We start from the raw sequence: 24,724 nt of genomic DNA on the forward strand, positions 1-24,724 counted from the left end.
TGCTGCGGTGCAGAATCCTGCTCCGCTGCATGGCGAAACCTTTGTCGTTGAACCAACGGAGCAAACAGTGGCCGCTGCTCGACAGCAATGGGCCAGCCCGCCGCAATGCTTTCCACTTGCGGGACGCGAGCCGCCGCCTTGACGCTTGCCGGCCCGGCAACTAGGGAAGCGTCATCCTGCGCTTTCCGAGGCCGCCGTGACCATCGAGATCCCCGCCCATATGCATCCCAGCCGCTCCTTCCAGGGGCTGATCCTGACCTTGCACAATTACTGGGCGGACTATGGTTGCCTCATCCTGCAGCCCTACGACATGGAAGTCGGCGCCGGCACCTTCCATCCGGCCACCACCTTGCGCGCGCTGGGCCCCTTGCGCTGGAACGCCGCTTACGTGCAACCCTCGCGCCGGCCGAAGGACGGCCGCTATGGCGAAAACCCGAACCGCCTGCAGCATTATTACCAGTACCAGGTGATCCTGAAACCCAATCCGCCGAACCTGCAGGAACTCTATCTCGGCTCGCTCGAGGCGATCGGCGTCGATCCGCTGCTGCATGACATCCGCTTCGTCGAGGACGACTGGGAAAGCCCGACGCTGGGCGCCTGGGGGCTCGGCTGGGAATGCTGGTGCGACGGCATGGAAGTCTCGCAGTTCACCTATTTCCAGCAGGTCTGCGGCATCGAATGCGCGCCGGTGGCGGGCGAGCTGACTTACGGCCTGGAGCGGCTCGCCATGTATGTCCAAGGCGTCGACAATGTCTACGACCTGAACTTCAACGGCCGCGAAGGCGCCGAGAAGGTCACTTACGGCGACGTCTTCCTGCAGGCCGAGCAGGAATATTCGCGCCACAATTTCGAATTCGCCAATACCGCGATGCTGCTGAGACACTTCGAGGACGCCGAGGCCGAGTGCAAGGCGCTGCTCGATGCCGGCACGCCCAAGCCGAGCGACAATCTGGCGATGCACCGCATGGTCTTTCCGGCCTACGACCAATGCATCAAGGCGAGCCACGTCTTCAACCTGCTCGACGCGCGCGGCGTGATCTCGGTCACAGAGCGGCAAAGCTACATCCTGCGCGTGCGCAATCTGGCCAAGGCGTGCGGCGAGGCGTTCCTGAAGACGCGGGCTGGCGGGCTGGCGGCGGCTTAAGCCGCCGCGGCTTTCACGGTCTCGACGGCGGCGGCACTCGGCAACGCGATCTGCGCCGTTGCGCCGTCGATCATACGCATGGCCTGCCTGACCCCCGGCATCGTGATCGCGCCATGCGCCTGGGTGGCGAAGCAGGCGCTGAGCGCCAGGATCTGCAGGGTTCTCGATGCCGTCTTCATCGTCGTTCAGCCAATAGGTCTCTGCCTGAGCGTTTGTCGCTTCAGCGCAGCGTTCGGTTCATGGGAAGTTCTGCTCCAAGGACGGGTGGGCCGGCGCCAACCCGACAGCGGGTGGCAAAATTCCGCGAAATCGATTGAAGAGGCGGTCTGCTTGCGGGGTGACAGCGGCCGGCCGAGTTGCTATTTCCCGCGCATCCGTGAACCCGGCGCTACGCGCCGACCCTCCCCATCGAGGGGAGGGTGGGGAGCTTAACTATGCCCGACCTGCTCTTGGAACTTCGCTCCGAGGAAATCCCCGCCCGCATGCAGCGCAAGGCGGCCGGCGACCTCAGGAAGATGCTGACCGACGGTCTGGTCGAGGCGGGCCTGACCTATGAGGCGGCGCGCGAATACTGGACGCCGCGGCGCCTTGCGCTCGACATAAGGGGCCTGACCGCGCGTTCGAAGGACATCCGCGAGGAGGTCAAGGGGCCGTCGACGTCGGCGCCCGAGCAGGCGGTGCAGGGCTTCCTGCGCAAGGCCGGCCTGTCATCGATCGCCGAGGCGCATGTCCATTCCGACCCGAAGAAGGGCGACTTCTACGTCGCCCACATCGCGAAGCCGGGCAGGGCAGCCGAAGAAATCATCGCCGAGCTGGTGCCGGGCATCATCCGGAACTTCCCTTGGCCGAAATCGATGCGCTGGGGGCCGGCCTCGGCAAAACCGGGCTCGCTGCGCTGGGTGCGGCCGCTGCAGTCGATCGTCTGCACCTTCGGCCCGGAGACTGAGGAGCCGGTCGTCGTCGATTTCGAGATCGACGGCATCCGCTCAGGCAATGTCACCTACGGCCATCGCTTCCATGCGCCGGGCCCGATCACCGTGCGCCGCTTCGACGACTATGTGGCGAAGCTCGAGACGGCCAAGGTGGTGCTCGATGCCGACCGGCGCAAGGAGATCATCCTGGCCGACGCCCGCAACATCGCCTTCGCCAATGGGCTCGATCTGGTCGAGGACGAGGGCCTGCTGGAAGAAGTCTCCGGCCTGGTCGAATGGCCGGTCGTGCTGATGGGCGAGTTCGAGCAGGATTTCCTTGCCATTCCGGGCGAAGTCATCCGTCTCACCATCCGCGCCAACCAGAAGTGTTTTGTCACCCGGCCGCAGGGCGCGGCCGACGATCTGTCCAACCGCTTCATTCTTGTCGCCAACATCGAGGCGAAGGATGGCGGCAAGGAGATCGCCTACGGCAACGGCAAGGTGGTGCGCGCGCGTCTGTCCGACGCGCTCTATTTCTGGAAGACCGATCAGGGCGACCTGCCGGACCTCGACCAACTCGGAGAATCGGCGGCGAAGTTCGACCTGGATTTGAAGAAGCCGCTGGACCAGCGCATGGCGCGCCTCGACCACCTCAACGTGACCTTCCACGCCAAGCTCGGCACGCAGGGGCAGCGCGTGGAGCGAATCAAGCGGCTGGCCGTGGAACTGGCGCCGATCGTTGGTGCCGATGTAGCACTGGTCGCCCGCGCAGCCGTGCTCGCCAAGGCCGATCTGCAGACCGAAGTGGTCGGCGAGTTCCCGGAATTGCAAGGCGCCATGGGCCGCAAATACGCGCTGCTGCAGGGCGAGCATCCGTCCGTGGCCGCAGCCGCCGAGGAGCACTACAAGCCACAGGGCCCGTCCGACCGCGTGCCGACCGATCCGGTCTCGGTTGCGGTGGCGCTCGCCGACAAGCTCGACACGCTGACCGGCTTCTGGGCGATCGATGAAAAGCCCACGGGCTCGAAGGATCCGTTCGCGCTCCGCCGGGCTGCGCTTGGCGTGGTCAGGATCCTCATCGAGAACCGAATTCGCCTGGCGCTGGCGTCTGTTTTCGCCAAGGCCTTTGCAAACTTCAAAGGCGGCGCGGATCAGTCGTCCGACCTCCTCGCCTTTTTCCATGACCGCCTGAAAGTCTACCTCCGAGACCAGGGCGCCAGGCACGACCTCATCGATGCCGTCATCACGCCTGCGTCCGACGATCTGCTCCAGATCGTCCGACGCGTCGAGGCGCTGGGTTCCTTGCTCGACACCGACGAAGGCAAGAACCTGCTTGCGGGCACCAAGCGCGCGGCCAACATTCTCGCCGCCGAGGAGAAGAAGAAAACGCTGGTCGCCGAGACTGTTGAGCCGGCATTGTTCCGCGAGGAAGCGGAAAAGAAGCTTTTTGCCGCGGTGAATCAGGCTGAGAAGGAAGCCGGCCAAGCGATTCAAAACGAAGATTTTTCCGCCGCCATGCTGGCGCTTAGCGTGTTGCGCGAACCGGTTGATTCATTCTTTGAGGGCGTTCTCGTGAATGATGAGGACCAGGCCGTGCGCGCCAACCGCCTGGCGCTGCTCGCCCGCATCCGCGCCGCCACCGACCAGGTCGCGGATTTTTCAAAGATCGTTGGCTGACGGCGCAAAAATCGCGCCTTCCAACTTGTCCGCATTCGCTAGGATACGGACATTCCTCGACAATTCGGCGCCCGAAATTTAATGCGCCGGAGCCGGCTTACAGTCACACGGCGATGATCTCCGCATGGGACAACCGATGTATGTCGTCCGGAGGCGCTGAGCGGTTCTGGGGCCCCGACATGCATCAACCAAAGACTTAAGGCGCGTTCCCCGAAATCGTTTCGCAGGGCGCGCTGCAAGACGTTCCCCAAACACGGAGGCATGCCATGAATTCCGTTGACGATATCGACCTGATTGAAGAGACCCCGGCCGCCGCCGAGGCCATCGAATCCGCTTCCGAAAACCTCCTCGACCACGCCGCTGCCGCGGCGGTCGAATCTGCCGATCCGTCCGAGGACGATGAGGAAGATGACGAAGACGGCGAGGAGGCCACTGCCTCGGCCGACGACGAGTCGGAAGACGAGGATGAAGACGACGACGAAGACGATGACGATGACGCCGACGAAGAAGCCAAAGCCTCGGGCGACGATGAGTCCGACGACGAGGATGAAGATGGCGAGGATGATGAAGACGACGCCGACGAGTCCGACGATGACGACAAGGAAGAAGCGGCCTGAGCCGTCTCCTGTCGTGTGAAGCATGAGGGGCGGCGCGTTACGCGTCGCCCTTTTTCGTCAGGCTTGTCGATCTTCCAGGAAGATTGACCCGTCAATCTTCAGAAGCCGACCTGGTCAATCTTCCACGATGCTGACCCGGACGCTGTCCGGATAGACATCGACCTCGATCAGCGGCTCGCCATTGACGATCGCGCGCCGGGTCGAGCTGCTCATGGCGCCACCGCGTTCCAGCATGCGCTGCAGGTCGGCGCGCGAGCCGTCGCTGCGGAACCAGGGATCGCCCTGGTCGTCGCCGTCGCGCCGGTGGAACTTATGCCAGTTGGCGCGGTCCTGCCGCACCATCTGCGCCGCGCTGCCGAGCGGGTAGCCGTCGCTGGCGCGATGGTCGCGGTCGGAAATCCGCGCGACGTAAGAGCCGAGCATATCATCGGCCCTCGCCGTGCCCGCGCCCGGCACGCTTGCCGCCATCAGGCCGGCGACGGCGATTGCTTTCGAAACAGTCATGAAATCCCTCTTTTTGAAACGCCAGAGCCAACGTGCCCGATGCGGATGACGAGGATCGGGCAGGCGAGAGCAATCCAGGAAAAGTGTGAATCGGTCATGCTCGGCGGCTTCGCCGTAGCCTTCCGTCCGGAATTGCGTCCCGACAAACAGCGCCTAGCACGTCGAGACGGTATCCGGTGTGATCTACATCGCCTTGCCGGCGCGTGGCAGTGACGGGGCGTTTTGCGGCTGCGCGCCGCTTGACGCATTGGCCGTCGCGGCCGGCTGGCTGCCGGTTTTGCCGTTCGAAGCGGACGCGGCGCCGTTTGCGGGCGTTGCCGGCGAAGTGCCGTTTGCCGGCGCGGTGGCGGCGGGTGTGGTTGCCGGTGTCGCGGGCTTGGCCGACGCGATCGCCGCGGGGGCTGCGAAAGCGCCGCCGACAATACCGCCCCGGATGATCATCGGGGCCTGCTGGTGCCCGGATTTCTCGGGGATTGCCGCGACCTTTTCGTCGGTGACCGCGGGCATAGGATCGCCAAGCGCTATCATCGACGGCGTCGAGGCCGCGGACAGCTTGGTCGGCTCGATCGCATTCAGCCTGACGACGGAAGGCGTCGAGGTCGGGGGTCCGACCACGACGATCGACGAGGCATGTGCCGCGCCGTTCATCGCCAAAAGGCTGATACCGAACGCTCCGAGCAGACGCATCACAAGAACTCCCAAGCCCGCAACCGCATCGAACCCGCACCTTAGGGCCGGCACATTGAAGCCGGCTTGCTTGGAAACTTAACATTTTAGGGATTGATAAATCGCCAATGCCCGCACTTGCCCGATGCAAGCGGCCGTATTACGGGACCGGCATGTTCAGGACTGGTGGCGAATTTGGCTGAGATACTGGCGATCGGCGAGGCTCTGGAGCGGGCTTTGGGGTTGCTCGAAGGCGGCGACGTCGTCGCCATTCCGACCGAGACGGTTTACGGCCTGGCCGGCGACGCCACCAATGGCGTTGCCGTGGCGCGCATTTTCGAGGCCAAGGGCCGGCCGCGCTTCAACCCGCTGATCGCCCATGTCGCGGATCGCGCCATGGCGGACCGTATCGCCGGCTTCGATCCGCTGTCGGCAAGACTGGCCGAAGCCTTCTGGCCCGGCCCGCTGACGCTGGTGCTGCCGCACAGGGCGGACAGCGGCATCCATCCGCTGGTCACCGCGGGGCTGGACACGATCGCGCTGCGCATGCCGCGCGGGTTCGGCGGCGGGCTGATCGCGCGGCTCGGCCGGCCGCTTGCGGCCCCCAGCGCCAATTCCTCTGGAAAGATCAGCGGCACGACGGCAGGCGCGGTCGCCGCCGATCTCGGTGACAGGATCGGGCTGGTCGTCGATGGTGGCGCGACGCCTGTCGGACTGGAATCGACCATCGTCAAGGTCGAGGACGGCAGGCTGCGGCTGCTGCGGCCCGGCGGCATCGGCGCCGAGGAGATCGAGGCGGTGGCCGGCGCGAAACTATCGCGCGGCGCGAGCGGCATCGAGGCGCCGGGCATGCTTGCCTCGCATTACGCGCCGGGCGCCGCGATGCGGCTCAATGTCGGAAAAATTGCCGAAGGCGAGGCTTTGCTTGCGTTCGGCCGCAATCGCGCCGAGGGCTGGGAACGGGCCGCTGCGTTGCGCAACCTCTCCGAAGCGGGCGACCTGCGCGAGGCAGCCAGCAATCTGTTCGCCTTCATGCAGGCACTCGATCGTGTCGGCGCCGCGACCATCGCCGTCGAGCCGATCCCGTTGGAGGGCTTGGGCGAGGCGATCAACGACCGGCTTGCCCGCGCCGCCGCGCCGCGTGACAAGCTCGCCTGAGCGCCCTAGGGTTTGTTTCATGAACGACCAGCCCTTCGATCTCGATCCCGCCGTCATCGACCGCTTCGCGGCCATCGTCGGCGACAAATATGCCTTGCGCGACCAGGCCGACATCGCGCCTTACATCACCGAGCGGCGTGGCCTTTGGCATGGCCGGACATCGCTGGTGCTGCGCCCCGGCAGCGTCGAGGAAGTGAGCCGCATCATGCGGCTTGCGACCGAGACCGGAACGCCGATCGTGCCGCAGAGCGGCAACACCGGGCTGGTCGGCGCCCAGGTGCCGGACAAATCCGGCCGCGACATCGTGCTGTCGCTGTCCAGGCTGAACCGCATCCGCGAGATCGATGTCTTGTCGAATACGGTGACCGCCGAGGCCGGCGTCATCCTGCAGACGCTGCAGGAAGCGGCTGACGCCGCCGACCGGCTGTTTCCGCTGTCGCTCGCCGCGCAAGGCTCCTGCCAGATCGGCGGCAATCTTTCCTCCAATGCCGGCGGCACCGGCGTGCTGGCCTATGGCAATGCGCGCGAGCTCTGCCTCGGCGTCGAGGTCGTGCTGCCGACCGGCGAGGTGTTCGACGACCTGCGCAAGCTGAAGAAGGACAACACGGGCTACGATCTGAAGAACTTGTTCGTCGGCGCCGAAGGCACGCTCGGCATCATCACCGCCGCGGTGCTGAAGCTTTTTCCGAAACCGAAAGGCAGGGAGGTCGCCTTTGCCGGCCTGCCGTCGTCCCCGCACGACGCGCTTTCGCTGTTCACCCTGGCGATGGATCGCGCCGGCGCCTCGCTCACCGCTTTCGAGCTGATCGCCAGAAGGCCCTACGACTTCACGCTCAAGCACGGGCAGGGCATCACCCGGCCGCTGGCCGATGACTGGCCTTGGTATGTCTTGATGCAGATTTCGTCCGGCCGCTCCGAAGAGGACGGCAGGGCGCTGATCGAGGAGATCCTGGCCGAGGCTCTCGAGCAAGGCATCGTCGGCGACGCGGTGGTGTCGGCAAGCCTTGCCCAGGGCGACGCCTTCTGGAATTTCCGCGAGACGCTCCCCGAATGCCAGAAGCCTGAGGGCGCCTCGATCAAGCACGACATCTCGGTACCCATCGCCTCGATCCCGCCATTCATCGAAAAAGCAGCCGGCGTGGTTGAGGAGGTTTGCCCCGGCGCGCGCGTCGTCTGCTTCGGCCACATGGGCGACGGCAATCTTCACTACAACATCTCGCGTCCGGTGGATTGGCAGGACGAGGCGTTCCTCGAGCTCTACCATCTCATGAACAACGCCGTGCACGATGTCGTGCGATTCTTCCACGGCTCGATCTCGGCCGAGCACGGCATCGGCCAGTTGAAGCGTGACGAGCTGATCGCCACTGCGCCGCCGATGGCGATCGACCTGATGCGGCGGGTGAAGGCTGTCTTCGATCCGGCCGGCATCATGAATCCCGGTAAGGTTATCTGATCCTTCCCCTATCAGGTGGCCGGTCGCATTCCGATAACCATCCCTGAGATCAGCAAAATTTAACCGACTTTCTTAAGCGCGCCGGTAAGAAGCCAGCGCTAATGTTTCTTCCCATAACGAGGCCGGAAAAACCGGCCCTGAGAGAACCGGAAAAACGGCCCTCAGGAATAACAGGGAAGACACCGATGAACACTGGGCTGAAGCCAGTCTGGGCCGGGCGCAACATGCGTCTCGACCCGTTTCGCCTGCCGCAAATGGTGAGCTATGCCACGCGCGACGACTATGGCGATGTTACCTTCACCATCGACCAGCGCGGCGCGGTCATCCGCCGTGTGCTGGAGATGAGCGGCGTGCCGGCGATCATCGCGTTGCCCCCCAACGCGTTCAGCGGCGTCGCCGCGCGCGCCATGGAGGATCCGGACGGCAATGTCACCGTGACGCTGGAACTGCTGCACAATGATCCGATGCTGTCGGTGCCGCTTCTGGTCGCCGACGACCTCGACGACGTCGCCGCCGACTGGCGCGCCTGGGCCGATGCCTATCGCCTGCCGATGCTTCTGATCGAGGCCGACGGCATTGCCCGCACGCTGGAGGAATCGCTCGGCGCCGCCATCAAGGCGCTGCCGCCGCAGGAGCGCCGCAAGGGCCGCGTCTCCAACATCCGCCGCCCGCGCTTCCTCGCCCGCCGCAAGGCCGGCAATCTTGGCCTGAGACTGGTCATCGACGGCCAGGAGATTATTGCCAGGGAGTAGGTTTCTTCTCCCCGTCACTATACGGGGAGAAGTGCCCGGCAGGGCGATGAGGGGCAGCGCCGACCTGGGCGTTCAGCCGCCTCAAAATTTGATCCAACACACGCTATATCGCGCTGTGCCTTTCGCCTTACTTCCAAGGTTGGCGCTGCCCCTCATCCGGCTGCCGCCACCTTCTCCCCGTGGAACGGGGAGAAGGAAGACTACACCAGCGGCTTCAGCCATATCCACACCGAACCCCCGATCAGGCCGAGGAAGATCAGCCAGCCGACCTGGTTGTTCGACTTGAACAGCTTCAAGCATTGGTCCGGATTGTCGATGTCGAGCCGGATGATCTGGCGCGCCATATGCGCGCCGGCGGCAATCAGCCCGGCCAGCGCCACCACCGGCACCTGCGCCGAGGCGAACGCGATGGCGAAGCAGACCAGCGCGCCGCCATAGAGCCCGACCAGCCAGGTCTTGGTGTTGTCGCCGAACAGCCGCGCCGTCGAGCGTACGCCGACGATGGCGTCGTCTTCCTTGTCCTGATGCGCATAGATCGTGTCGTAGCCGATCACCCACAGGATCGAGCCGATATAGAGCATGATGGCCGGATCATCGATGTCGCCGAACTCGACCGCCCAGCCCATCAGCGCGCCCCAGGAGAAGGCGAGCCCAAGCACGAATTGCGGCCAGTTGGTGATGCGCTTCATGAAGGGATAGACGGCCACGATCGCCAGCGAGGCGATGCCGAGCGGAATGGCGAAGCTGTTGAACTGCAAGAGCACGGCGAGCCCGATGAGTGCCTGGATGATGACGAAAGCCCAGGCCTGGCGGCGCGTGACCTTGCCGGCCGGCAACGGCCGCGAGCGGGTCCGCTCGACCTGGTTGTCGATATCCACGTCGGCAAGGTCGTTATAGGTGCAGCCGGCGCCGCGCATGGCGACGGCGCCGATGAAAAACAGCAGCAGATACCAGGGCGCCGGCAGCAGCGTCAGCAGCGGGTCGGTCGGGCGCGGATAGGCGCCCGCCGCAAGTGCCGCCGACCACCAGCACGGCCACAACAAGAGCTGCCAGCCGATCGGCCGGTCCCAGCGCGCGAGCTGCGCGTAGGGCCAGAGCCAGCGCGGCAGCACGCGGTAGACCCAATGGCCGCTCGGCGCGTCGGCGACACGGCCCTGTGCTGCTTTCGACTGGACGGTTTCCATCACGCTGGAGTGGCAGCAGCAAGCAGCGTCGTCAAGCGGCCGCGTTGTCGCTCAAGTGTTGAAAACTTGGGCGTTGAAGCCCTAGGCGGTGAAAACATCGTGACTGGCAAACCATGCCTTGGCGGCGTCGATGAAGGCCACGGCCGCCTTCGACAGGCGCTGGCGCGTGTCATGGGTCAGGATGATGCGCTGCATGGGCAGCGGGTCGGAAAGCGGCTTGCAGACCAGCGGCAGCCCGTCATAGCTAACGTCGCCATGCGGCCTCGTATAGCTGACCGCGACGCCGAAACCGTTGGCCACCATGGAGCGCTGCAATTCGAACGAGCTCGTCGCCGCCCGGGCTATCGGCGACAGGCCGCGGCTAAGGAAAAGGTCCAGCATGTGCTGCCAGCTGTGCGGCTGATCGGTGGTGATCAGCGGATGCTGCGCCAGTTCCGCCAGGCTGACGGCGTGCTTGTCCGCAAGCTCATGGCCCGCCGGCAAAAGCGCGTGCGGCCGCAATTCATGCAGGAGAATGCGCTTGAAATGCCCGGGCAGACCGAGATCGTAGGTGAGGCCGAGATCGACGGCGCTGTCGGCCAGGCGCCGCCCCAGCGTGTCGAAGGTTTCGTCGCCGATGACGACCGTGACGGCTGGGCAGCGCTCGGCGAAGGCGCGCATCAGCGCCGGCGCGAAATAGGGCGCCAGATCCTCGAAGCAGCCGAGCACCAGCTCGCCGCCGACATCGGCATAGCGCGAACCGAGCGCCGCCAGCTCGTCCGCCTCGCCTAGCACCTGCCTTGCCTTGGCCACGGCCCTGCGGCCGAAGGATGTCAGCGCAACGCCGCTTCCCCGCTGGCGCACGAACAGCTTCTGGCCAAGCGCGTCCTCGACATTGTCGATCGCCACCGAAATCGAAGGCTGCGAAACATTGAGCGCCGAGGCGGCCGCGGTCACGCTGCCATAGCGGGCGACGGCAACGACATAGCGCAACTGGGTGAGGGTCGGTCTCATAGGTAAAAACTATAAACTAGATGACAAGTTATTATTTTACGCGATGTCCGGCGCTTGCGATAGTCGGGTCACCGAACCACGAGCATTCCAGGAAAAGTGTAGCGGTTTTCCGTCCGGAATTGCGTCAAACAAAGAGAGCGCCATGGCCAGCCCAAAGATCGATGCTTCGACGATTGCCGACTATCAGCGCGACGGCGCTGTCTGCATCCGCGGTGCCTTCAAGGACTGGGTCGATGTCATCGCCGACGGCATCGAGCGCAACATTGAGAACCGCAGCGCCACGGCTTCCGACATTGCCGGCGGCAAGGGCAGCTTCTTCGACGACTACTGCAATTGGGAGCGCATCCCGGAATTCGTCAGGATCGTCAGGGAATCGCCGGCCGCCGAGCTCGCGGCCGCGGTCATGCAGTCGCGCACCGCCCAGTTCTTCCACGATCACGTCCTGGTCAAGGAGCCCGGCACGCAGAAGCCGACGCCGTGGCACCAGGACATTCCCTATTACTTCGTCGACGGCAGCCAGACGGTGAGCTTCTGGATCCCGATCGATCCGGTGAAGGAAGCGACGCTGAGGCTGATCGCCGGCTCGCACAAATGGGAAAAGATGGTGCTGCCGGTGCGATGGCTGAACGACGACAACTTCTATGCCGGCGAGGGCGACTACCGGCCGGTGCCCGACCCCGACAACGACCCGTCGATGAAGGTTCTGGAATGGGAGATGGAACCTGGCGACGCCATCCTGTTCGACTTCCGCACGGCGCACGGCGCGCGCGGCAACCTGACCTCCGCACGCCGCCGGGCGCTGTCGCTGCGCTGGGTCGGCGACGACGCGCGTTATGTCGAGCGTCCCGGCCGCACCTCGCCGCCCTATCCCGGCCACGACATGAAGCCCGGCCAGAAATTGCGCGAGGACTGGTTCCCGGTCGTTTTCCAGAGCTAGAATCGTCTTCCGGGCTTGAGTCGTTTTTCCGGCCCGGCCGGCGACGGGATTTGCCTCATTCCCCTCGATGCCGGCCATGTTCCCGTGCGCAATTGCCGCCAAAATGCCAAGATGCCTTGACCCATCGCCCGCGGACCAATAGCGGGTTCTCTCGACGAGGACGATCGGCAGCAAGAGGTGGCCATGAATGTTCTTCTTCTCGGCTCGGGTGGCCGCGAACATGCGCTCGCCTGGAAGATGGCCGCCTCGCCGCTGCTGACGAAGCTCTACGCCTCGCCAGGCAATCCGGGCATCGGCCGTGTCGCCGAGCTGGTCAAGCTCGACGTCGCCGACCACTCCGCCGTCGCCTCCTTCTGCCAGGAGAAGAAGATCGACCTGGTCGTGGTCGGTCCGGAAGGTCCGCTGGTGGCCGGCATCGCCGACGACCTGCGCGCCTGGGGCATCCGCGTCTTCGGTCCCTCCAAGGCGGCGGCGCGGCTCGAGGGCTCGAAGGGCTTCACCAAGGATCTTTGCGCGAAGTTCAACATTCCGACCGCCGCCTATGGCCGCTTCAGCGACCTTGCCTCGGCAAAGGCCTATGTCGAGCAGACCGGCGCGCCGATCGTCATCAAGGCCGACGGCCTTGCCGCCGGCAAGGGCGTCACCATCGCCATGACCTTGGACGAGGCGAATGCCGCGCTGGAGGCCTGTTTCGACGGCGCTTTCGGCGCCGCCGGCGCCGAGGTGGTGGTCGAGGAGTATCTGACCGGCGAGGAGGCGAGCTTCTTCTGCCTTTGCGACGGCGCCACGGCGCTGCCCTTCGGCACCGCGCAGGACCACAAGCGCGTCGGCGACGGCGATACCGGGCCGAACACCGGCGGCATGGGCGCCTATTCGCCGGCGCCGGTGATGACGCCTGAAATGACCGAGCGCACCATGCGCGAGATCGTCGAGCCGACCATGCGCGGCATGGCCAATATCGGCGCGCCCTTCGCCGGCATCCTCTTCGCCGGCCTGATGATCACCGACAGCGGGCCGAAGCTGATCGAGTACAACACCCGCTTCGGTGATCCCGAATGCCAGGTGCTGATGATGCGGCTGAAGGACGACCTGCTCGTCCTGCTCAACGCCGCCGTCGACGGCCAGCTCGCGCATATGTCGGTGCGCTGGAGCGACGAGACGGCGTTGACCGTGGTGATGGCGGCGAGGGGCTATCCGGGCACGCCGGAAAAGGGCTCCGTCATCCGCGGTCTCGACAAGATGGAAGGCGTCCAGGTCTTCCATGCCGGCACTGCCATCAACGGCGGCGCGCTGGTCGCCAATGGCGGCCGCGTGCTCAACGTCACCGCTTTGGGCGCCACCGTCGGCGAGGCGCAGGCAAAGGCCTACGCGGCGATCGATCGCATCGACTGGCCGCAGGGCTTTTACCGCCACGACATCGGCTGGCGCGCTGTCGAGCGCGAGAAGGGCGCCGCCTGATCAGGCGGCCTTGCTCCTGCTGCCCTTGCGTGTCCAGGCCGGCAGCCAGTCGCCGTGAGCGGCAAGCAGGTCGTCGACCAGTGACCAGATCTGGTCGAGGTCGAGCTCAGCCGCGGTATGCGGGTCCATCATCGCCGCATGGTAGATGTGCTCGCGGTTCTCGCTCATCAGCGCCCGCACCGTCAGTTCCTGCACGTTGATGTTGGTGCGGATCAGCGCCGTGAGTTGCGGCGGCAGATCGCCAATGTAAGTGGGCTGGATCCCGGAAGCATCGACCAGGCAGGGCACTTCCGCCGCGCAATCGAAAGGCAGCGAGGTGATGCAGCCATTGTTGCGCACATTGCCGTAGATCACCGACGGCTCGCCGGTCCAGACCGAATTCATGATCGAGGAGGCATATTCCCTGGACTGCTCGACTTCGATCCGGTCGGCCGAGCGGTAGGCTTCCGCCTGGCCTTTCCAGCGCTCGATCTGCTCGATACAGCGTTTTGGATATTCGTCGAGCGGAATGCCGTATTTCTCGATCAGGTCGGGGCGGCCGTCCTTGATGAAATAGGGCGTGTACTCCGCGAAATGCTCGGAGCTTTCGGTGACGAAATAGCCGAGCCGGGTCAGCATCTCGTAGCGCACCTTGTTCGGGCAGCGCGGGTTCCAGCCGGGCTTCGGCGCGCGGCCCTCGCGATAGGCACGCACGAGGTCGGGATAGAGGTCGCGGTAGCTGCCGTCGGGCTGGCGATGCTCGAACTTGAGATAAAACGCCATGTGGTTGATGCCGGCCGAGCGATAGCGGATCTCCTCATAGGGAAGGTCGAGGTCGTGGGCCAGTTCCATCGCCGTGCCCTGCACCGAGTGGCAAAGCCCGACCTGCTTGATCTGGGGATATTTCTCGGCGATCGCCCAGGTGTTGATCGCCATCGGGTTGACATATTGCAGCATGATCGCCGCCGGGCAGACGGCGAGCATGTCCTCGCAGATTGTCCATAGATGCGGCACGGTCCTCAGGCCCCGCATGATGCCGCCGACGCCGAGCGTATCGGCGATCGTCTGGCGCAAGCCGTATTTCTTCGGCACCTCGAAATCGGTGACGGTGCAGGGCTCGTAGCCGCCGATCTGGAAGGCGACGACGACGAAGTCGGCGCCGGAGAGCGCCTTGCGCTGGTCCAAATAGGTCTCCACCTTCGCCTTGACGCCGAGCGTCGCGATCAGCTTGTTGACGACGACGGCGCTCTCTTCCAGCCGCTGCGGATTGATGTCCATCAATGCGATGGTGGCGCCGGACAGCGCCGGCCGCTGCAGCACGTCGCCGACGATGTTCTTCATGAACACCGTCGAGCCCGCACCGATGAACGCGATCCTGGGATTTCTTGCCACTTTAAAGCCTCCGGCACTTCTCTAAGCCACGTCGAAAGCAGCCCTGACGAGCCGTTCTGTGTAGGCGGTCTTGGGATTGGAAAGGACCTCGTCGACGGGTCCCTGCTCGACGATCTTGCCATGCTGCATGACGATGACGCGGTGGCACAGCGCCCGCACCACCTTGAGGTCGTGCGAGATAAAGAGGTAGCTCAGGCCGCGCTCGTCCTGCAGCTTGCGCAACAGGTCGATGATCTGCGCTTGCACCGAAAGGTCGAGCGCCGATGTCGGCTCGTCGAGCAGGATGAATTCGGGCTCCAGTGCGATGGCGCGCGCGATCGCGATGCGCTGCCGCTGGCCGCCGGAGAATTCATGCGGGAAGCGCGACAGGATATTGCCGGGCATGCCGGCGCTGGCCAGCGCCTGGCGTACCCGCTCGACCCGCTCGCGCCGCGTCGCGCCCAACCGGTTGACGACCAGCCCTTCCTCGATGATCTGGCCGATCGTCATGCGCGGGTTGAGCGAGGAGAAAGGATCCTGGAACACGATCTGCATGCGCGAGCGCAGCGGCCGCATCCCGGCGCGCGTCAGCTTCTCGATCGGCTGGCCGTCGAAGCGGATCTCGCCGCGTTTGGCGTCCTGCAGTCTGAGCAGCGCCTGGCCGAACGTGGTCTTGCCGGAGCCGGATTCGCCGACCAGTCCCAGCGTCTCGTGACGGCAAAGCTTCAGGTCGAGGTCGTCGACCGCGACCAGCTCACGCCAGTCCGGCTTGAGGAAAGAGCCGTGGCGCAGCATGAAGCAGACGCGCACGCCGTTCGCCTCGAGGATCGTGCCGCTGCCCTCCGGCAGCGGCTTTGGCCGCCCGCGCGGCTCGGAGGCGAGCAGCCGCTGCGTGTAGGGATGCTGGGGATTGGCGAAGAGCCGCTCGGTGACGTTGTGCTCGCGCATCTCGCCATGCTGCATGACATAGACGTAGTCGGAGAACTTGCGCACCACGGTGAGGTCGTGGGTGATCAGGATCACCGCCATCTTCAGCTCTTTCTGAAGATTGCGAATGAGGTTGAGGATCTGCGCCTGCACGGTGACGTCGAGCGCCGTGGTCGGCTCGTCGGCGATCAGCACGTCGGGGTCGTTGGCCAAGGCCATGGCGATCATGACGCGCTGGCGCTGGCCGCCAGAGAGCTGGTGGGGATATTGCTTCAACCGCGCCTCCGGCTCGGGGATCTGGACATGCCGCAGGAGTTCGAGCGCGTGCGCCCAGGCTTGCCTGCGGCTCATCTTGCGGTGCGCCCGGATCGCTTCGACGATCTGGCCGCCGACCGTGTAGATCGGGTTGAGCGAGCTCATCGGCTCCTGGAAGATCATCGAGATGCGGTTGCCGCGCAGCTTGCGCCGTGAGCTCTCCGGGAACTTCAGGATGTTCTGCCCGAGATAGTCGACGCTCGACCGCGGCGACACCGTCGCGCGGCGCGACAGCAGCCCCATGACAGTGCGCGCCGTCACCGACTTGCCGGAGCCGGACTCGCCGACGATCGCGATCGTCTCGCCGCGATAGAGCTGGAACGAGACGTCCTTCACCGCCTCGACGGTGCCGTGCTCGACCTTGAAGGCGACCTCGATGTTGCGGGCGTCGATCACGGGCTGATCATGGCGACCGCTATGATCATGCCGGACGGCCGGCGCGAAATTGTCTGCGAGCGCGATCGTCGTCATCCGGCCACCTCAATAGGGATCGACGGCATCGCGCAGACCGTCGCCCAGCGCGTTGAAGGCAAAGACGGTGATCAGCACGAAGCCGACCGGCGACAGGATCCACGGATAGGTGCCGATGACCGAATAGGTCGCGGTGTCCTGCAGCATCAGGCCCCATGAGATCAGCGGTGGCTTCACCGCGAAGCCGAGGAAGCCGAGGAAGGATTCGAGCAGCACCACCGTCGGGATCGCCAGCGTCACGGCGACGATCACATGGCTCATCACATTGGGGAAGATGTGCTGCATGATGATGCGCCGGTCGGTGGCGCCGACCGCCATGGCGGCGCGCACATAGTCGATGCGCGCCAGCGCCAGCGTCTTGCCGCGCACCTCGCGCGACATCTGCGCCCAGCCCAGCGCCGACATGACGATGATGACGAAGGCGAGGAAGACATTCGTCGGTGCCGTGACCGGGATCAGCGTCGTCAGGGCCAGATAGAGCGGCAGTTGCGGGAAGGCGAGCACAAGCTCGACGAAGCGCTGCATCCAGACGTCGAACCGGCCGCCGAAATAGCCGGAGATCATGCCGACGCTGGTGCCGATGACCGTGATGATGAAGACCACCGTCAGCGCGATCATCAGCGACACGCGCGAGCCGTGGATGGCGCGCGACAGCACGTCGCGGCCGAACTTGTCGGTGCCGAGGAAATGCACCGGCTGGCCGTCCATCGAGGAAAAGAAGTGCCGGTTCATCGGGATGAGCCCGAAGAGCTTGTAGGGCGCGCCCTCAACGAAGAAACCGAGCAGCCGCGGATGGTCGTAGTCGGGGCCGACGATCGGCTGGAAGGTGACCGGATCGAGATCGGCCGAATCGGCCAGCGCATAGACCCGCGGCCGCGCGACGAAATTGCCGTCCTTGTCATGGAAAACAAGGGCCTGCGGCGGAGCGAAGGCGACGTCGGTCGCCTTGGGGTCCATTGGCGCCAGGAATTCGGCGAACACCGCCATGACCAGCAGCAGGACGACCAGCCAAAGCCCGGCCATGCCGGTCCAGGAGCGCTTCAGCCGGCGCCAGACGAGCGCGATGTAGCTCTCATTGCCATGCGCGGCTTCGGCTTTGGTTACGCCTTCGGCCGGCAAGGGCGTAAGGGATGGGTGCGGAGGTGAGGGATCGCGGGCCAGCATCTAGCGCTCCCCGAACTGGCGGATGCGCGGGTCGAGCAGGACGAGCAGCATGTCGGCGATGATATTGCCGACGATCAGCGTCGCCGAGAGCACCATCATGAAAGTCGCCGTGACATAGACGTCGCCGACCGCCATGGAACCGACGATCGCCGGACCGACGGTGGGCAGCGCGAAGATGATCGCCGTCTCGATCTCGCCGGTCAGCATATAGGGCAGCACCACGCCCTGATACATCACCAGCGGATGCAGCGCGTTGGGCACGGCATGGCGCATGACGACCGCGCCGCCGGTCAGGCCCTTGGCCTTGGCCGTCTCGACATATTGCGCGTTGAGCGTGTCGAGCAGGTTGCCGCGCATGACGCGCATGTTGTAGGCGAGGCCGCCGAAGGTCGCGATCGCCACCACCGGCCAGACATGCTTGACCAGGTCGACGAACTTCGCCCACGACCACGGCGCGCCGCCATATTGCGGCGAAAAGAACGAGCCGATCTCGGAGACGTTGAACTGGAAGACCAGCAGATAGACGATGATCAGCGCCATCAGGAAGCGCGGCACCGTCATGCCGAGGAATGAGATCGCCGAAAGCGTCGAGTCGATCCAAGAATACTGCCGCGTCGCCGCCCATATGCCGAAGCTGATGCCGAGCACCGAGGCGAGCAGATGGCAGACCAGCGCCAAGAGCAGCGTGCGCGGCAGCCGCTCGCCCACCACGTCGGCCACCGGCTTGTTGTAATAGAGGCTGTAGCCGAAATCGCCGCGCGTGACGATGCCGCCGATCCAGTTGAGATACTGGACTGGCAGCGGCTTATCGAGGCCATGTTCTTTCCGATAGGCCTGGGCCTGCGCGTCCGCTTCGGCGTAGGAAGCACCGCCCTGGTTGATGAGCTGCGATTTGATGTAATCGGCATAGTCGCCGGGCGGCGCCTGGATGATGGCGAAGGTGACGAGGCTCAGGATTGCGAAGACCGGAAGCGCCGACGCTATGCGCATGAGCAGGAATCGCAGCATGGACGGTCCGCTTCCTTGTTTGGCCGGTCGCTGCCTGGGGCGCGTTCGGAGGTTTCGTTTGTCCGGCCGCGCCGCGACGCGGCCGGACGTCTCTTGTCTGGGAGGTAAACCTTACATCGGACCCTTGTCACCCGGTTTGCCGGGAAGCTCCTGCGGGAACAATTCATACTTGGCCTGTTTGTCGGCCGCGACGAAGACGCGTTCGCGGATGATCGAATCCTCGGCCCAGTTGAACATGAAGATCGGCGTGCCCTGCGGGATGTTTGAGAAGCGCTTGTTGACGATCAGCGCTCCAGGATATTCCGTCAGGCCGACATTGTAGACGTGCTCGGTCGAGATCTTCTGGAAATCCCGCATCAGGCTGGCGCGCTGGTCGTTGTCCTGCGTCGAGACGAACTTGTTGACGATGTCGACGAGGTCCTTCTCGAACGGCATCAGGTCGACCTCGCCGCTTTCCGGCGCGCGATGGTTCCAGCTGGTCTTCGGCCCGACCGGCGCGAGCTGCTCGGTGTTCTGCACCACGGACGTGAGTTCCTGGTCGTTGCGCCGGATCAGCCAGTCGAAGCGGCCCGAGTATTGCGAGGCATCGCGCTGCGTGCCGTTGAGCCCGTTGAGCACGACGCGCAGGCCGAGCTTTTCCATCTGCGCGACCACGCCTTCGGCAAGACTCTTGTCGGTGGTGTAGTCGTTGTTGACCAGCATCACGATCTCGGCATTCTTGCCGCCGGCGGTGCCGGCCGGGAAGTTCACGAAGCCGTCGCCGTCGGTGTCCTTGAGGCCGGCCTTGGCCAGCAAGGCTTTTGCGCCCTCGAGGTCGAACGGATAGTAGACGGTCGACTTGCGGTCATAGAAGCTGGTGCCCGACGAGAAGCCGCCCGGATAGATGGCGGTGAACGGACCCTTGACCAGCGAGTTGCCCAGCGCCTTGCGGTCGAGCGCCATGGTCACCGCCTTGCGGAAATCCTCGTTGCGGTTCAATTCACGCACCGCCTGACTGCGCTCGTCGGGATTGCCCCAGCCATTGGCGGAAAAATTCATGCGCAGATTGTAGCCGATGAGGCGCGGACCGAAGGCCAGCCTGGCCGGCGCGCTCGGGTCGGCCGCGCGCTTCAGCGAGGCGACGAAGTTTTCCGGCTGCTCGAGATTGGAGAAGTCGCCCGAGCCGGCAACAGCCTGCACGTCGCGGTCGGCCCAGGTCGAGAGCTTGTATTGCAGCTCGTTGAGGTAGGGCAGCTGGTTGCCCTTCTCGTCGACCTTCCAATAATAGGGGTTGCGGCGCATGACGATGATGTCGTCAGGCCGGTACTCCACCGGCGCCCAGGCGCCCATCACCGGCATGTTCATATATTCGGGCGGGAAGGCGTTCTTGAACTGGTCGTAGGTGTTCTTCGAATATTTCGGATGCTGCGGCTTGAGGATATGCGAAGGGCCGGGACAGAAGGTGCCATAGGCCATCGCGTAGAGATACTGCCGCGGGAAGGCATCCTTGAACGTCCACTCGACGGTGTAGTCATCGATCTTCTTCAGCGTCGTGCCGACCCCGAAGGTTTCCGGCGTGGCGCCGTTCAGCGGCGAGACGTTCGGATCGACGACCTCGTCGTCCCAGTAGAACATGACGTCGTCGGCGTTGAAGGGCGCGCCGTCGGACCATTTGGCGCCTTCGATCAGATGCATGGTCAGCTTGTGGCCGTCGCTCGACCAGTCCCAGCTCTTGGCGAGGTTGGGCAGCGGCTCGGTGTCCTTGGCTTCGACCTGGAACAGCGGCGCCGTGCGCGTCAGGCATTCGGACAGGCCGATATCGATGCCGCCCCAACCTTGCGTCTGGCCTGCGCCGTAGTTCCAGCCTTCCGGCCGGCCGCCGATGACATGGCGCATCGTGTCGCCATAGACGCCGATGCCGTCCGGCATGTTGCCCGTCTTGAAGACCAGCGGCTCCTTGGGCAACCGGTCCTTGACCGGCGGCAGCTTGCCGGTCTTGACGTATCTCTCAGTCACCCAGTCCGGCTCGTGATATTCGGGCAGCGCCTTGAACTCCAGGATGGAGTCGCGCGCCACATAGTGGATCTTGCCCTCGGCCGGGAACGTCGCCGGCTCGGGCGGGATCGTCGGCTCGGATGCGAAGGCGTATGCCGGAACGGCAACGCTTATCGCCAGTCCGGCGGCAAAGCCAATTCTGCGTAAGGTCCTCATCGTCTCCTCCCAGTTGTTTTGACGCCTGCTGCTGCCCGCCTCTTGTTTTCTGGACGGCCGATCCGCCGGACGCGCCTCCTGCGCGTCCGCCTGCTTGCCGGGGATTTCAGCCGGCCTGTTTGAGCGCCGCCCTTTCGGCGCGCAATTCCTCGATCGAACGCACGCTCCGCCGCGCCGCGCCCGCCCATTCGCGGGTCTTGACCCTGGATTTCGAAAGCCGCTCCTTTGCCGCCGGAACGGCATGCGCATATTGCGGCAGCCATTGAGCCTGGGCGACGACCATCTCGTCCACCATCTGCCAGACTTCTTCCGGCGTCGACACGGCGCCCACCAGCGGATCGTGCAGCACGGCGAGCTTGAGCAGGTCGATGTCGCCGGAAATCGCCGCGTGCACCGACATGCGCTGGACGTTGATCGAAGACATGCAAGTCGCCGCGCAGGCCTCGGGCAGCGTGATGCCGGCGGCCATGTTGATGCCGAAGCGGTCGACGAAGCCGGGCGACTCGATGATGGCGTCCTGCGGCAGGTTGGTGATCACGCCGTCGTTTTTGACGTTGAAATGGCCGCGATAGACGCGATTGGTCTCAAGCGCTTCCAGAATGTGGCTGGCGTGTTCGTTGGAGCGCTTGGCCGGATCGATCGGCTTCGACGCCGCTTCGAGGAATTGCGGATATTCCGTCTCGAACCAGTTGCGGGTTTCCGTCGAGTAGCGCAGATAGCCGCCTGTCTCGCCATGGATCCAGTCGGACATGTCGATCCAGCGCGTGATCTCCTCGGGGCGCTTGCGGTACCAGGGCAGATATTCCGAGAGATGGCCGTTGCTTTCGGTCGAGTAGACGCCGAAGCGCTTCAGCACATCAATGCGCAGCTTTTCCTGCTTCGAATAGACCGGATGCGCCTCGAAGGCGGCGACCAACTCGTCCTTGCCGATCGGCCGGGCGTTCAGCCTGAGCTCGATGAACCAGGTCTGGTGGTTGATGCCGGAACAGACATAGTCGAGCTCCTTGGGCGATTTCGCGCCGAGCACCTCGGCGATCTGCTCGGCGCCGTGCTGGACGCCGTGGCAGAGCCCGACCGTGTCGACCTTGCCGTACTCGATCGCCGCCCATGTGTTCATGGCCATGGGGTTGGCATAGTTGAGGAACTTGGCGTTGGTATCGGCGACCTCGCGAATATCCCGGCAGAAGTCGAGGATCACCGGAATGTTGCGCTGGCCGTAGAGAATGCCGCCGGCGCAGATCGTGTCGCCGACGCATTGGTCGATGCCATATTTGAGCGGGATGCGAATGTCGTCGGCATAGGCTTCGAGCCCGCCGACGCGCACGCAGCTGATGATGTAGCGCGCGCCCTCCAGCGCCTCGCGACGGTTCGTGGTCGCCGTCACCCTGGTCGGCAATCTGTTCGCCTCGACGATCCGGTCGAGGATCGCCTTGATCATAGCCAGATTGTGCTCGCTGACATCGGTCAGCGCGAATTCGATGTCCTTGAATTCCGGCACGCACAGGATGTCGGTGAACAGCTTCTTGGTGAATCCGACGCTGCCGGCGCCGATAATAGCGATTTTGAAACTCATCACCTTCACCTCGATCCAATCGAATGCTAGGCAAGGAGCGGCAAGGGAGAATATGGCCGCACGCAACAGCGCGCCCGCCACTCAAAGCCGGAAATCCGGCTCTTTTCTCCTCCCGTCCGCTCCTCGACCGCGGGTCTTTCGCGTCTTGAGGGCCGGATTATGCGCTTATTCGCCGGCGCGGCCAGAGAAGGATTATGCTTTCGAGGGTAATTTTGTGCTGCAGGACCTGATCGCCAACGGAAAGCTGATGCGCACGATCTCGCTGCCGCGCGGCCGCCAGCGCCTGCATGCCATGCCGACCAGCACGGGCTACGAGCTGCGCGAGGACGAGGCCTACGACTGGGACGGCAGGAAGCGCGGCCAGACCCCGTTCACGGTCCTCCAGCATACGATCAGCGGCACCGGCCAATTGCGCTACGAGAGCCGCAACTATCGTCTGCAGGCGAACGACACGCTGCTGGTTCTGGTGCCGCACAACCATCGCTACTGGCTCGCGAAGGGCGACCGCTGGGAATATTTCTGGATCTCGATGAACGGCGAGGAGGCGCTGCGCATCCACAAGTCGATCCTCAGCGTCTCGGGCCCGGTATTCCGGCTGCAGCCGGCGACCATCGATCACCTTGCCGATTGCAGCCTGCGCCTGATCAAGGGTGCGGCTTCGCCCGGCGCCGCCTCGGCGATCGCCTATGAGGCGGCGATGGCGCTCTACGACGACGTCTTCGGCTCGCACGCCTTCGCCGAAAAGCAGAGCGCCATGCAGCCCGTCATCGACCACATCAACGCCAATCTCGACAAGCCGCTGCCGGTGGCGGAGCTGGTGGAAATCAGCGGCCTCAGCCGCGCCCATTTCTCGCGCTGCTTCGCCGAGAGCGAAGGACTGCCGCCGGCCGAATTCGTCCTGCAGCAGCGACTGCAGCGGGCGGCGAAACTCCTGACCAAGGCGGATTTCCTGCCGGTCAAGGAAGTCGCGGTGCTGTGCGGCTTCGACGACTCGAACTACTTCTCCAAGGTCTTTCGCCGCTGTTACGGCATCAACCCGACGCAGTTCCGCACCACCGGCATGTATGCCAGCCTGGGCAGCCACCGCTGAAGCATTTCAGCGCTTGGCCTCAAGCGTCGTCGAGGCGGTGCTCACCGGGTCGGCCGCCGCGGCAAACGCTGCGTCGATCTGTTCGGGCGTGCGCTGCCCGGACCGTTTCCAGGCGACATATTGCACGATGCCGAAACCCGGCCGCGTCGGCACCGTCTTCACCACCGGCATGCGGAACCCGTCGCGGAATTTCTCCCAGCGCGCGCCGAGCACCGCGACCATCTCCTCGACGGTCGGCGGCGTCGCCACATCGGCATAGGTGATGGTGACTTTCCCGGCGAGCGCCGCCTGGCGCGACAGCGGCACCGGGATCGAGGCCAGGTAATCGGTCGGCACGTCGATCAGCCCGCCGAAGGCCCACTGCCGGCGCAATTCGTCGGCGCTCATCGGCGCGACGTTGACGTCGATGTCGTGGGGCGTGCCGGGCACCCGGTAAGGGCAGGAGAAACGGCCGCAATTGGCCTGCGCCGAGAATTGCCACAGCGCGTAGCCCTGCCAGTTGCCCATCGGGAAATGCACGTCGATGTCCGGCTTGTAGCGAGCGTACCACAGCGGCAGCCGCGACAAGAGCCGATACTGGTAGCGATTTTCGGCGATGTACTGGGCGGTCTTGCCGTTGACATAGAGCACCGGGAAGCGGCCGAGGCGGCGATGCACCTGGCGTACGAACTCCTCCGCGTCCTCCATTGACATCCATTGCGTGGCGTCGATGCCTTCGATGTCGAGGGCCATCAGCTCATCCGGAGCCGGTTCCGCGAAATCGATGAAATTGTTGGCCTGCTCGACCGGGTTGCCGGGGCGGGCGAGGTGATAGGCGCCCCATTTCAGGCCAAGCGCCTTGGCCACCACCTTGCGCGTCTGGAACAACTCACGTGTCACCGCGTAGCGCTTCCATTGCGCCTTGCAGAGTTTGACGTCGGCCTCGGCGCCGAAGCAGAAATAGGGCGGCGGCAGCCCGTCGGACGCCTTGTTGATGAAGCCGGCGACGCGCTTGTCGGTGACGAGCTGCTGCCAGTCGATCGAATTGTATTCGTAGGCGTCGATCACCAGCGGGCGGCCGGCATTCTTCCACGGCTCGGAGAAATCCGAGGCCTGTGCCGCCGTGCCCAGCGCAACCGCCGCCGCGAGAAGCGCCAGGCGGCGAAGAGGGCGCGCCGGCTTTTTCAATCAGGGTGTCCCCAC

The 24,724-nt window shown here is 64.6% G+C and carries 21 protein-coding genes; 9 read left to right on the top strand and 12 right to left on the bottom strand.

Annotated features, from left to right (window positions below; translation table 11 throughout):
* Positions 1 to 220: 220 nt before the first annotated feature.
* The gene (locus FJ957_RS24040) at positions 221 to 1,144 is read left to right on the top strand and encodes a glycine--tRNA ligase subunit alpha (protein WP_176480037.1); all 924 of its coding nucleotides are present in this window, start codon (positions 221 to 223) and stop codon (positions 1,142 to 1,144) included.
* Here FJ957_RS24040 and FJ957_RS24045 read toward each other — a convergent pair.
* Positions 1,141 to 1,323 carry a hypothetical protein gene (locus FJ957_RS24045; protein WP_140835305.1) on the bottom strand — a complete coding sequence of 61 codons (183 nt, stop codon included), beginning with the start codon at positions 1,321 to 1,323 and terminating at the stop codon, positions 1,141 to 1,143. The genes FJ957_RS24040 and FJ957_RS24045 overlap by 4 nt on opposite strands.
* Before the next feature lie 255 nt (positions 1,324 to 1,578).
* Between FJ957_RS24045 and glyS the strand changes: the two genes are divergently transcribed.
* Together glyS and FJ957_RS24055 are read left to right on the top strand one after the other, a co-directional pair.
* Positions 1,579 to 3,732: a glycine--tRNA ligase subunit beta gene (glyS, locus tag FJ957_RS24050; RefSeq protein WP_140835306.1), complete on the top strand. Its 2,154-nt coding sequence runs from the start codon at positions 1,579 to 1,581 to the stop codon at positions 3,730 to 3,732.
* Positions 3,733 to 3,998: 266 nt separating this feature from the next.
* Positions 3,999 to 4,349, top strand: a complete 351-nt coding sequence (locus FJ957_RS24055) for an ATPase (protein ID WP_140835307.1) — start codon at positions 3,999 to 4,001, stop codon at positions 4,347 to 4,349.
* 114 nt (positions 4,350 to 4,463) lie between these two features.
* Here FJ957_RS24055 and FJ957_RS24060 read toward each other — a convergent pair whose 3' ends face one another.
* Together FJ957_RS24060 and FJ957_RS24065 are read right to left on the bottom strand one after the other, a co-directional pair.
* Entirely contained in the window at positions 4,464 to 4,853 is a 390-nt protein-coding gene (locus FJ957_RS24060) for a hypothetical protein (RefSeq protein WP_140835308.1), read from the bottom strand.
* A gap of 183 nt (positions 4,854 to 5,036) precedes the next feature.
* Positions 5,037 to 5,540, bottom strand: coding sequence for a hypothetical protein (locus FJ957_RS24065; protein ID WP_181180690.1), 504 nt, complete (start codon positions 5,538 to 5,540; stop codon positions 5,037 to 5,039).
* Positions 5,541 to 5,714: 174 nt separating this feature from the next.
* Between FJ957_RS24065 and FJ957_RS24070 the strand changes: the two genes are divergently transcribed.
* The 3 genes from FJ957_RS24070 (at position 5,715) to FJ957_RS24080 (ending at position 8,882) form a co-directional block, all read left to right on the top strand.
* Complete coding sequence (locus FJ957_RS24070) at positions 5,715 to 6,677, top strand: L-threonylcarbamoyladenylate synthase (protein WP_181180691.1); 963 nt, start codon at positions 5,715 to 5,717, stop codon at positions 6,675 to 6,677.
* A gap of 19 nt (positions 6,678 to 6,696) precedes the next feature.
* Positions 6,697 to 8,130: an FAD-binding oxidoreductase gene (locus FJ957_RS24075; protein WP_140835310.1), complete on the top strand. Its 1,434-nt coding sequence runs from the start codon at positions 6,697 to 6,699 to the stop codon at positions 8,128 to 8,130.
* A gap of 185 nt (positions 8,131 to 8,315) precedes the next feature.
* Entirely contained in the window at positions 8,316 to 8,882 is a 567-nt protein-coding gene (locus tag FJ957_RS24080; protein WP_140835311.1) for a DUF6101 family protein, read from the top strand.
* Positions 8,883 to 9,082: 200 nt separating this feature from the next.
* On the opposite strand, the gene ubiA is transcribed toward FJ957_RS24080, so the two are convergent.
* Positions 9,083 to 10,066, bottom strand: coding sequence for a 4-hydroxybenzoate octaprenyltransferase (ubiA, locus tag FJ957_RS24090; RefSeq protein ID WP_140835425.1), 984 nt, complete (start codon positions 10,064 to 10,066; stop codon positions 9,083 to 9,085).
* An 81-nt stretch (positions 10,067 to 10,147) separates the two neighbouring features.
* A complete protein-coding gene (locus FJ957_RS24095) occupies positions 10,148 to 11,059 on the bottom strand; it encodes a LysR family transcriptional regulator (RefSeq protein WP_140835313.1) in 912 nt (303 codons plus the stop codon).
* A 142-nt stretch (positions 11,060 to 11,201) separates the two neighbouring features.
* Between FJ957_RS24095 and FJ957_RS24100 the strand changes: the two genes are divergently transcribed.
* Together FJ957_RS24100 and purD are read left to right on the top strand one after the other, a co-directional pair.
* Positions 11,202 to 11,996, top strand: coding sequence for a phytanoyl-CoA dioxygenase family protein (locus FJ957_RS24100; protein ID WP_140835314.1), 795 nt, complete (start codon positions 11,202 to 11,204; stop codon positions 11,994 to 11,996).
* 183 nt (positions 11,997 to 12,179) lie between these two features.
* Positions 12,180 to 13,454: a phosphoribosylamine--glycine ligase gene (gene purD, locus FJ957_RS24105; protein WP_140835315.1), complete on the top strand. Its 1,275-nt coding sequence runs from the start codon at positions 12,180 to 12,182 to the stop codon at positions 13,452 to 13,454.
* Here the strand turns inward: purD and FJ957_RS24110 are convergent, their stop codons facing one another.
* The 6 genes from FJ957_RS24110 to FJ957_RS24135 all read right to left on the bottom strand — a co-directional run bounded on the left by FJ957_RS24110 (position 13,455) and on the right by FJ957_RS24135 (position 22,452).
* The gene (locus tag FJ957_RS24110) at positions 13,455 to 14,825 is read right to left on the bottom strand and encodes an alpha-glucosidase/alpha-galactosidase (RefSeq protein WP_140835316.1); all 1,371 of its coding nucleotides are present in this window, start codon (positions 14,823 to 14,825) and stop codon (positions 13,455 to 13,457) included.
* A 21-nt stretch (positions 14,826 to 14,846) separates the two neighbouring features.
* Positions 14,847 to 16,517 (bottom strand): ABC transporter ATP-binding protein, encoded by a 1,671-nt coding sequence (locus FJ957_RS24115; protein WP_140835317.1) that lies wholly within the window; start codon positions 16,515 to 16,517, stop codon positions 14,847 to 14,849.
* 9 nt (positions 16,518 to 16,526) lie between these two features.
* On the bottom strand, positions 16,527 to 17,681 hold the full coding sequence (locus FJ957_RS24120; protein ID WP_140835318.1) for an ABC transporter permease: 1,155 nt from the start codon (positions 17,679 to 17,681) through the stop codon (positions 16,527 to 16,529).
* Positions 17,682 to 18,689 carry an ABC transporter permease gene (locus FJ957_RS24125; protein ID WP_140835319.1) on the bottom strand — a complete coding sequence of 336 codons (1,008 nt, stop codon included), beginning with the start codon at positions 18,687 to 18,689 and terminating at the stop codon, positions 17,682 to 17,684.
* A gap of 111 nt (positions 18,690 to 18,800) precedes the next feature.
* On the bottom strand, positions 18,801 to 20,879 hold the full coding sequence (locus FJ957_RS24130) for an ABC transporter substrate-binding protein (protein ID WP_140835320.1): 2,079 nt from the start codon (positions 20,877 to 20,879) through the stop codon (positions 18,801 to 18,803).
* A 106-nt stretch (positions 20,880 to 20,985) separates the two neighbouring features.
* Positions 20,986 to 22,452 (bottom strand): alpha-glucosidase/alpha-galactosidase, encoded by a 1,467-nt coding sequence (locus FJ957_RS24135; RefSeq protein WP_140835321.1) that lies wholly within the window; start codon positions 22,450 to 22,452, stop codon positions 20,986 to 20,988.
* 247 nt (positions 22,453 to 22,699) lie between these two features.
* Here FJ957_RS24135 and FJ957_RS24140 point away from each other — a divergent pair, with 247 nt between their 5' ends.
* Positions 22,700 to 23,542 carry an AraC family transcriptional regulator gene (locus FJ957_RS24140; protein WP_140835426.1) on the top strand — a complete coding sequence of 281 codons (843 nt, stop codon included), beginning with the start codon at positions 22,700 to 22,702 and terminating at the stop codon, positions 23,540 to 23,542.
* 6 nt (positions 23,543 to 23,548) lie between these two features.
* Here the strand turns inward: FJ957_RS24140 and FJ957_RS24145 are convergent, their stop codons facing one another.
* On the bottom strand, positions 23,549 to 24,709 hold the full coding sequence (locus tag FJ957_RS24145) for a glycoside hydrolase family 25 protein (RefSeq protein WP_140835322.1): 1,161 nt from the start codon (positions 24,707 to 24,709) through the stop codon (positions 23,549 to 23,551).
* Between the last annotated feature and the right edge of the window lie 15 nt (positions 24,710 to 24,724).

Origin of the sequence: Mesorhizobium sp. B2-4-6, from assembly GCF_006442775.1 — a bacterium.
Lineage (GTDB): Bacteria > Pseudomonadota > Alphaproteobacteria > Rhizobiales > Rhizobiaceae > Mesorhizobium.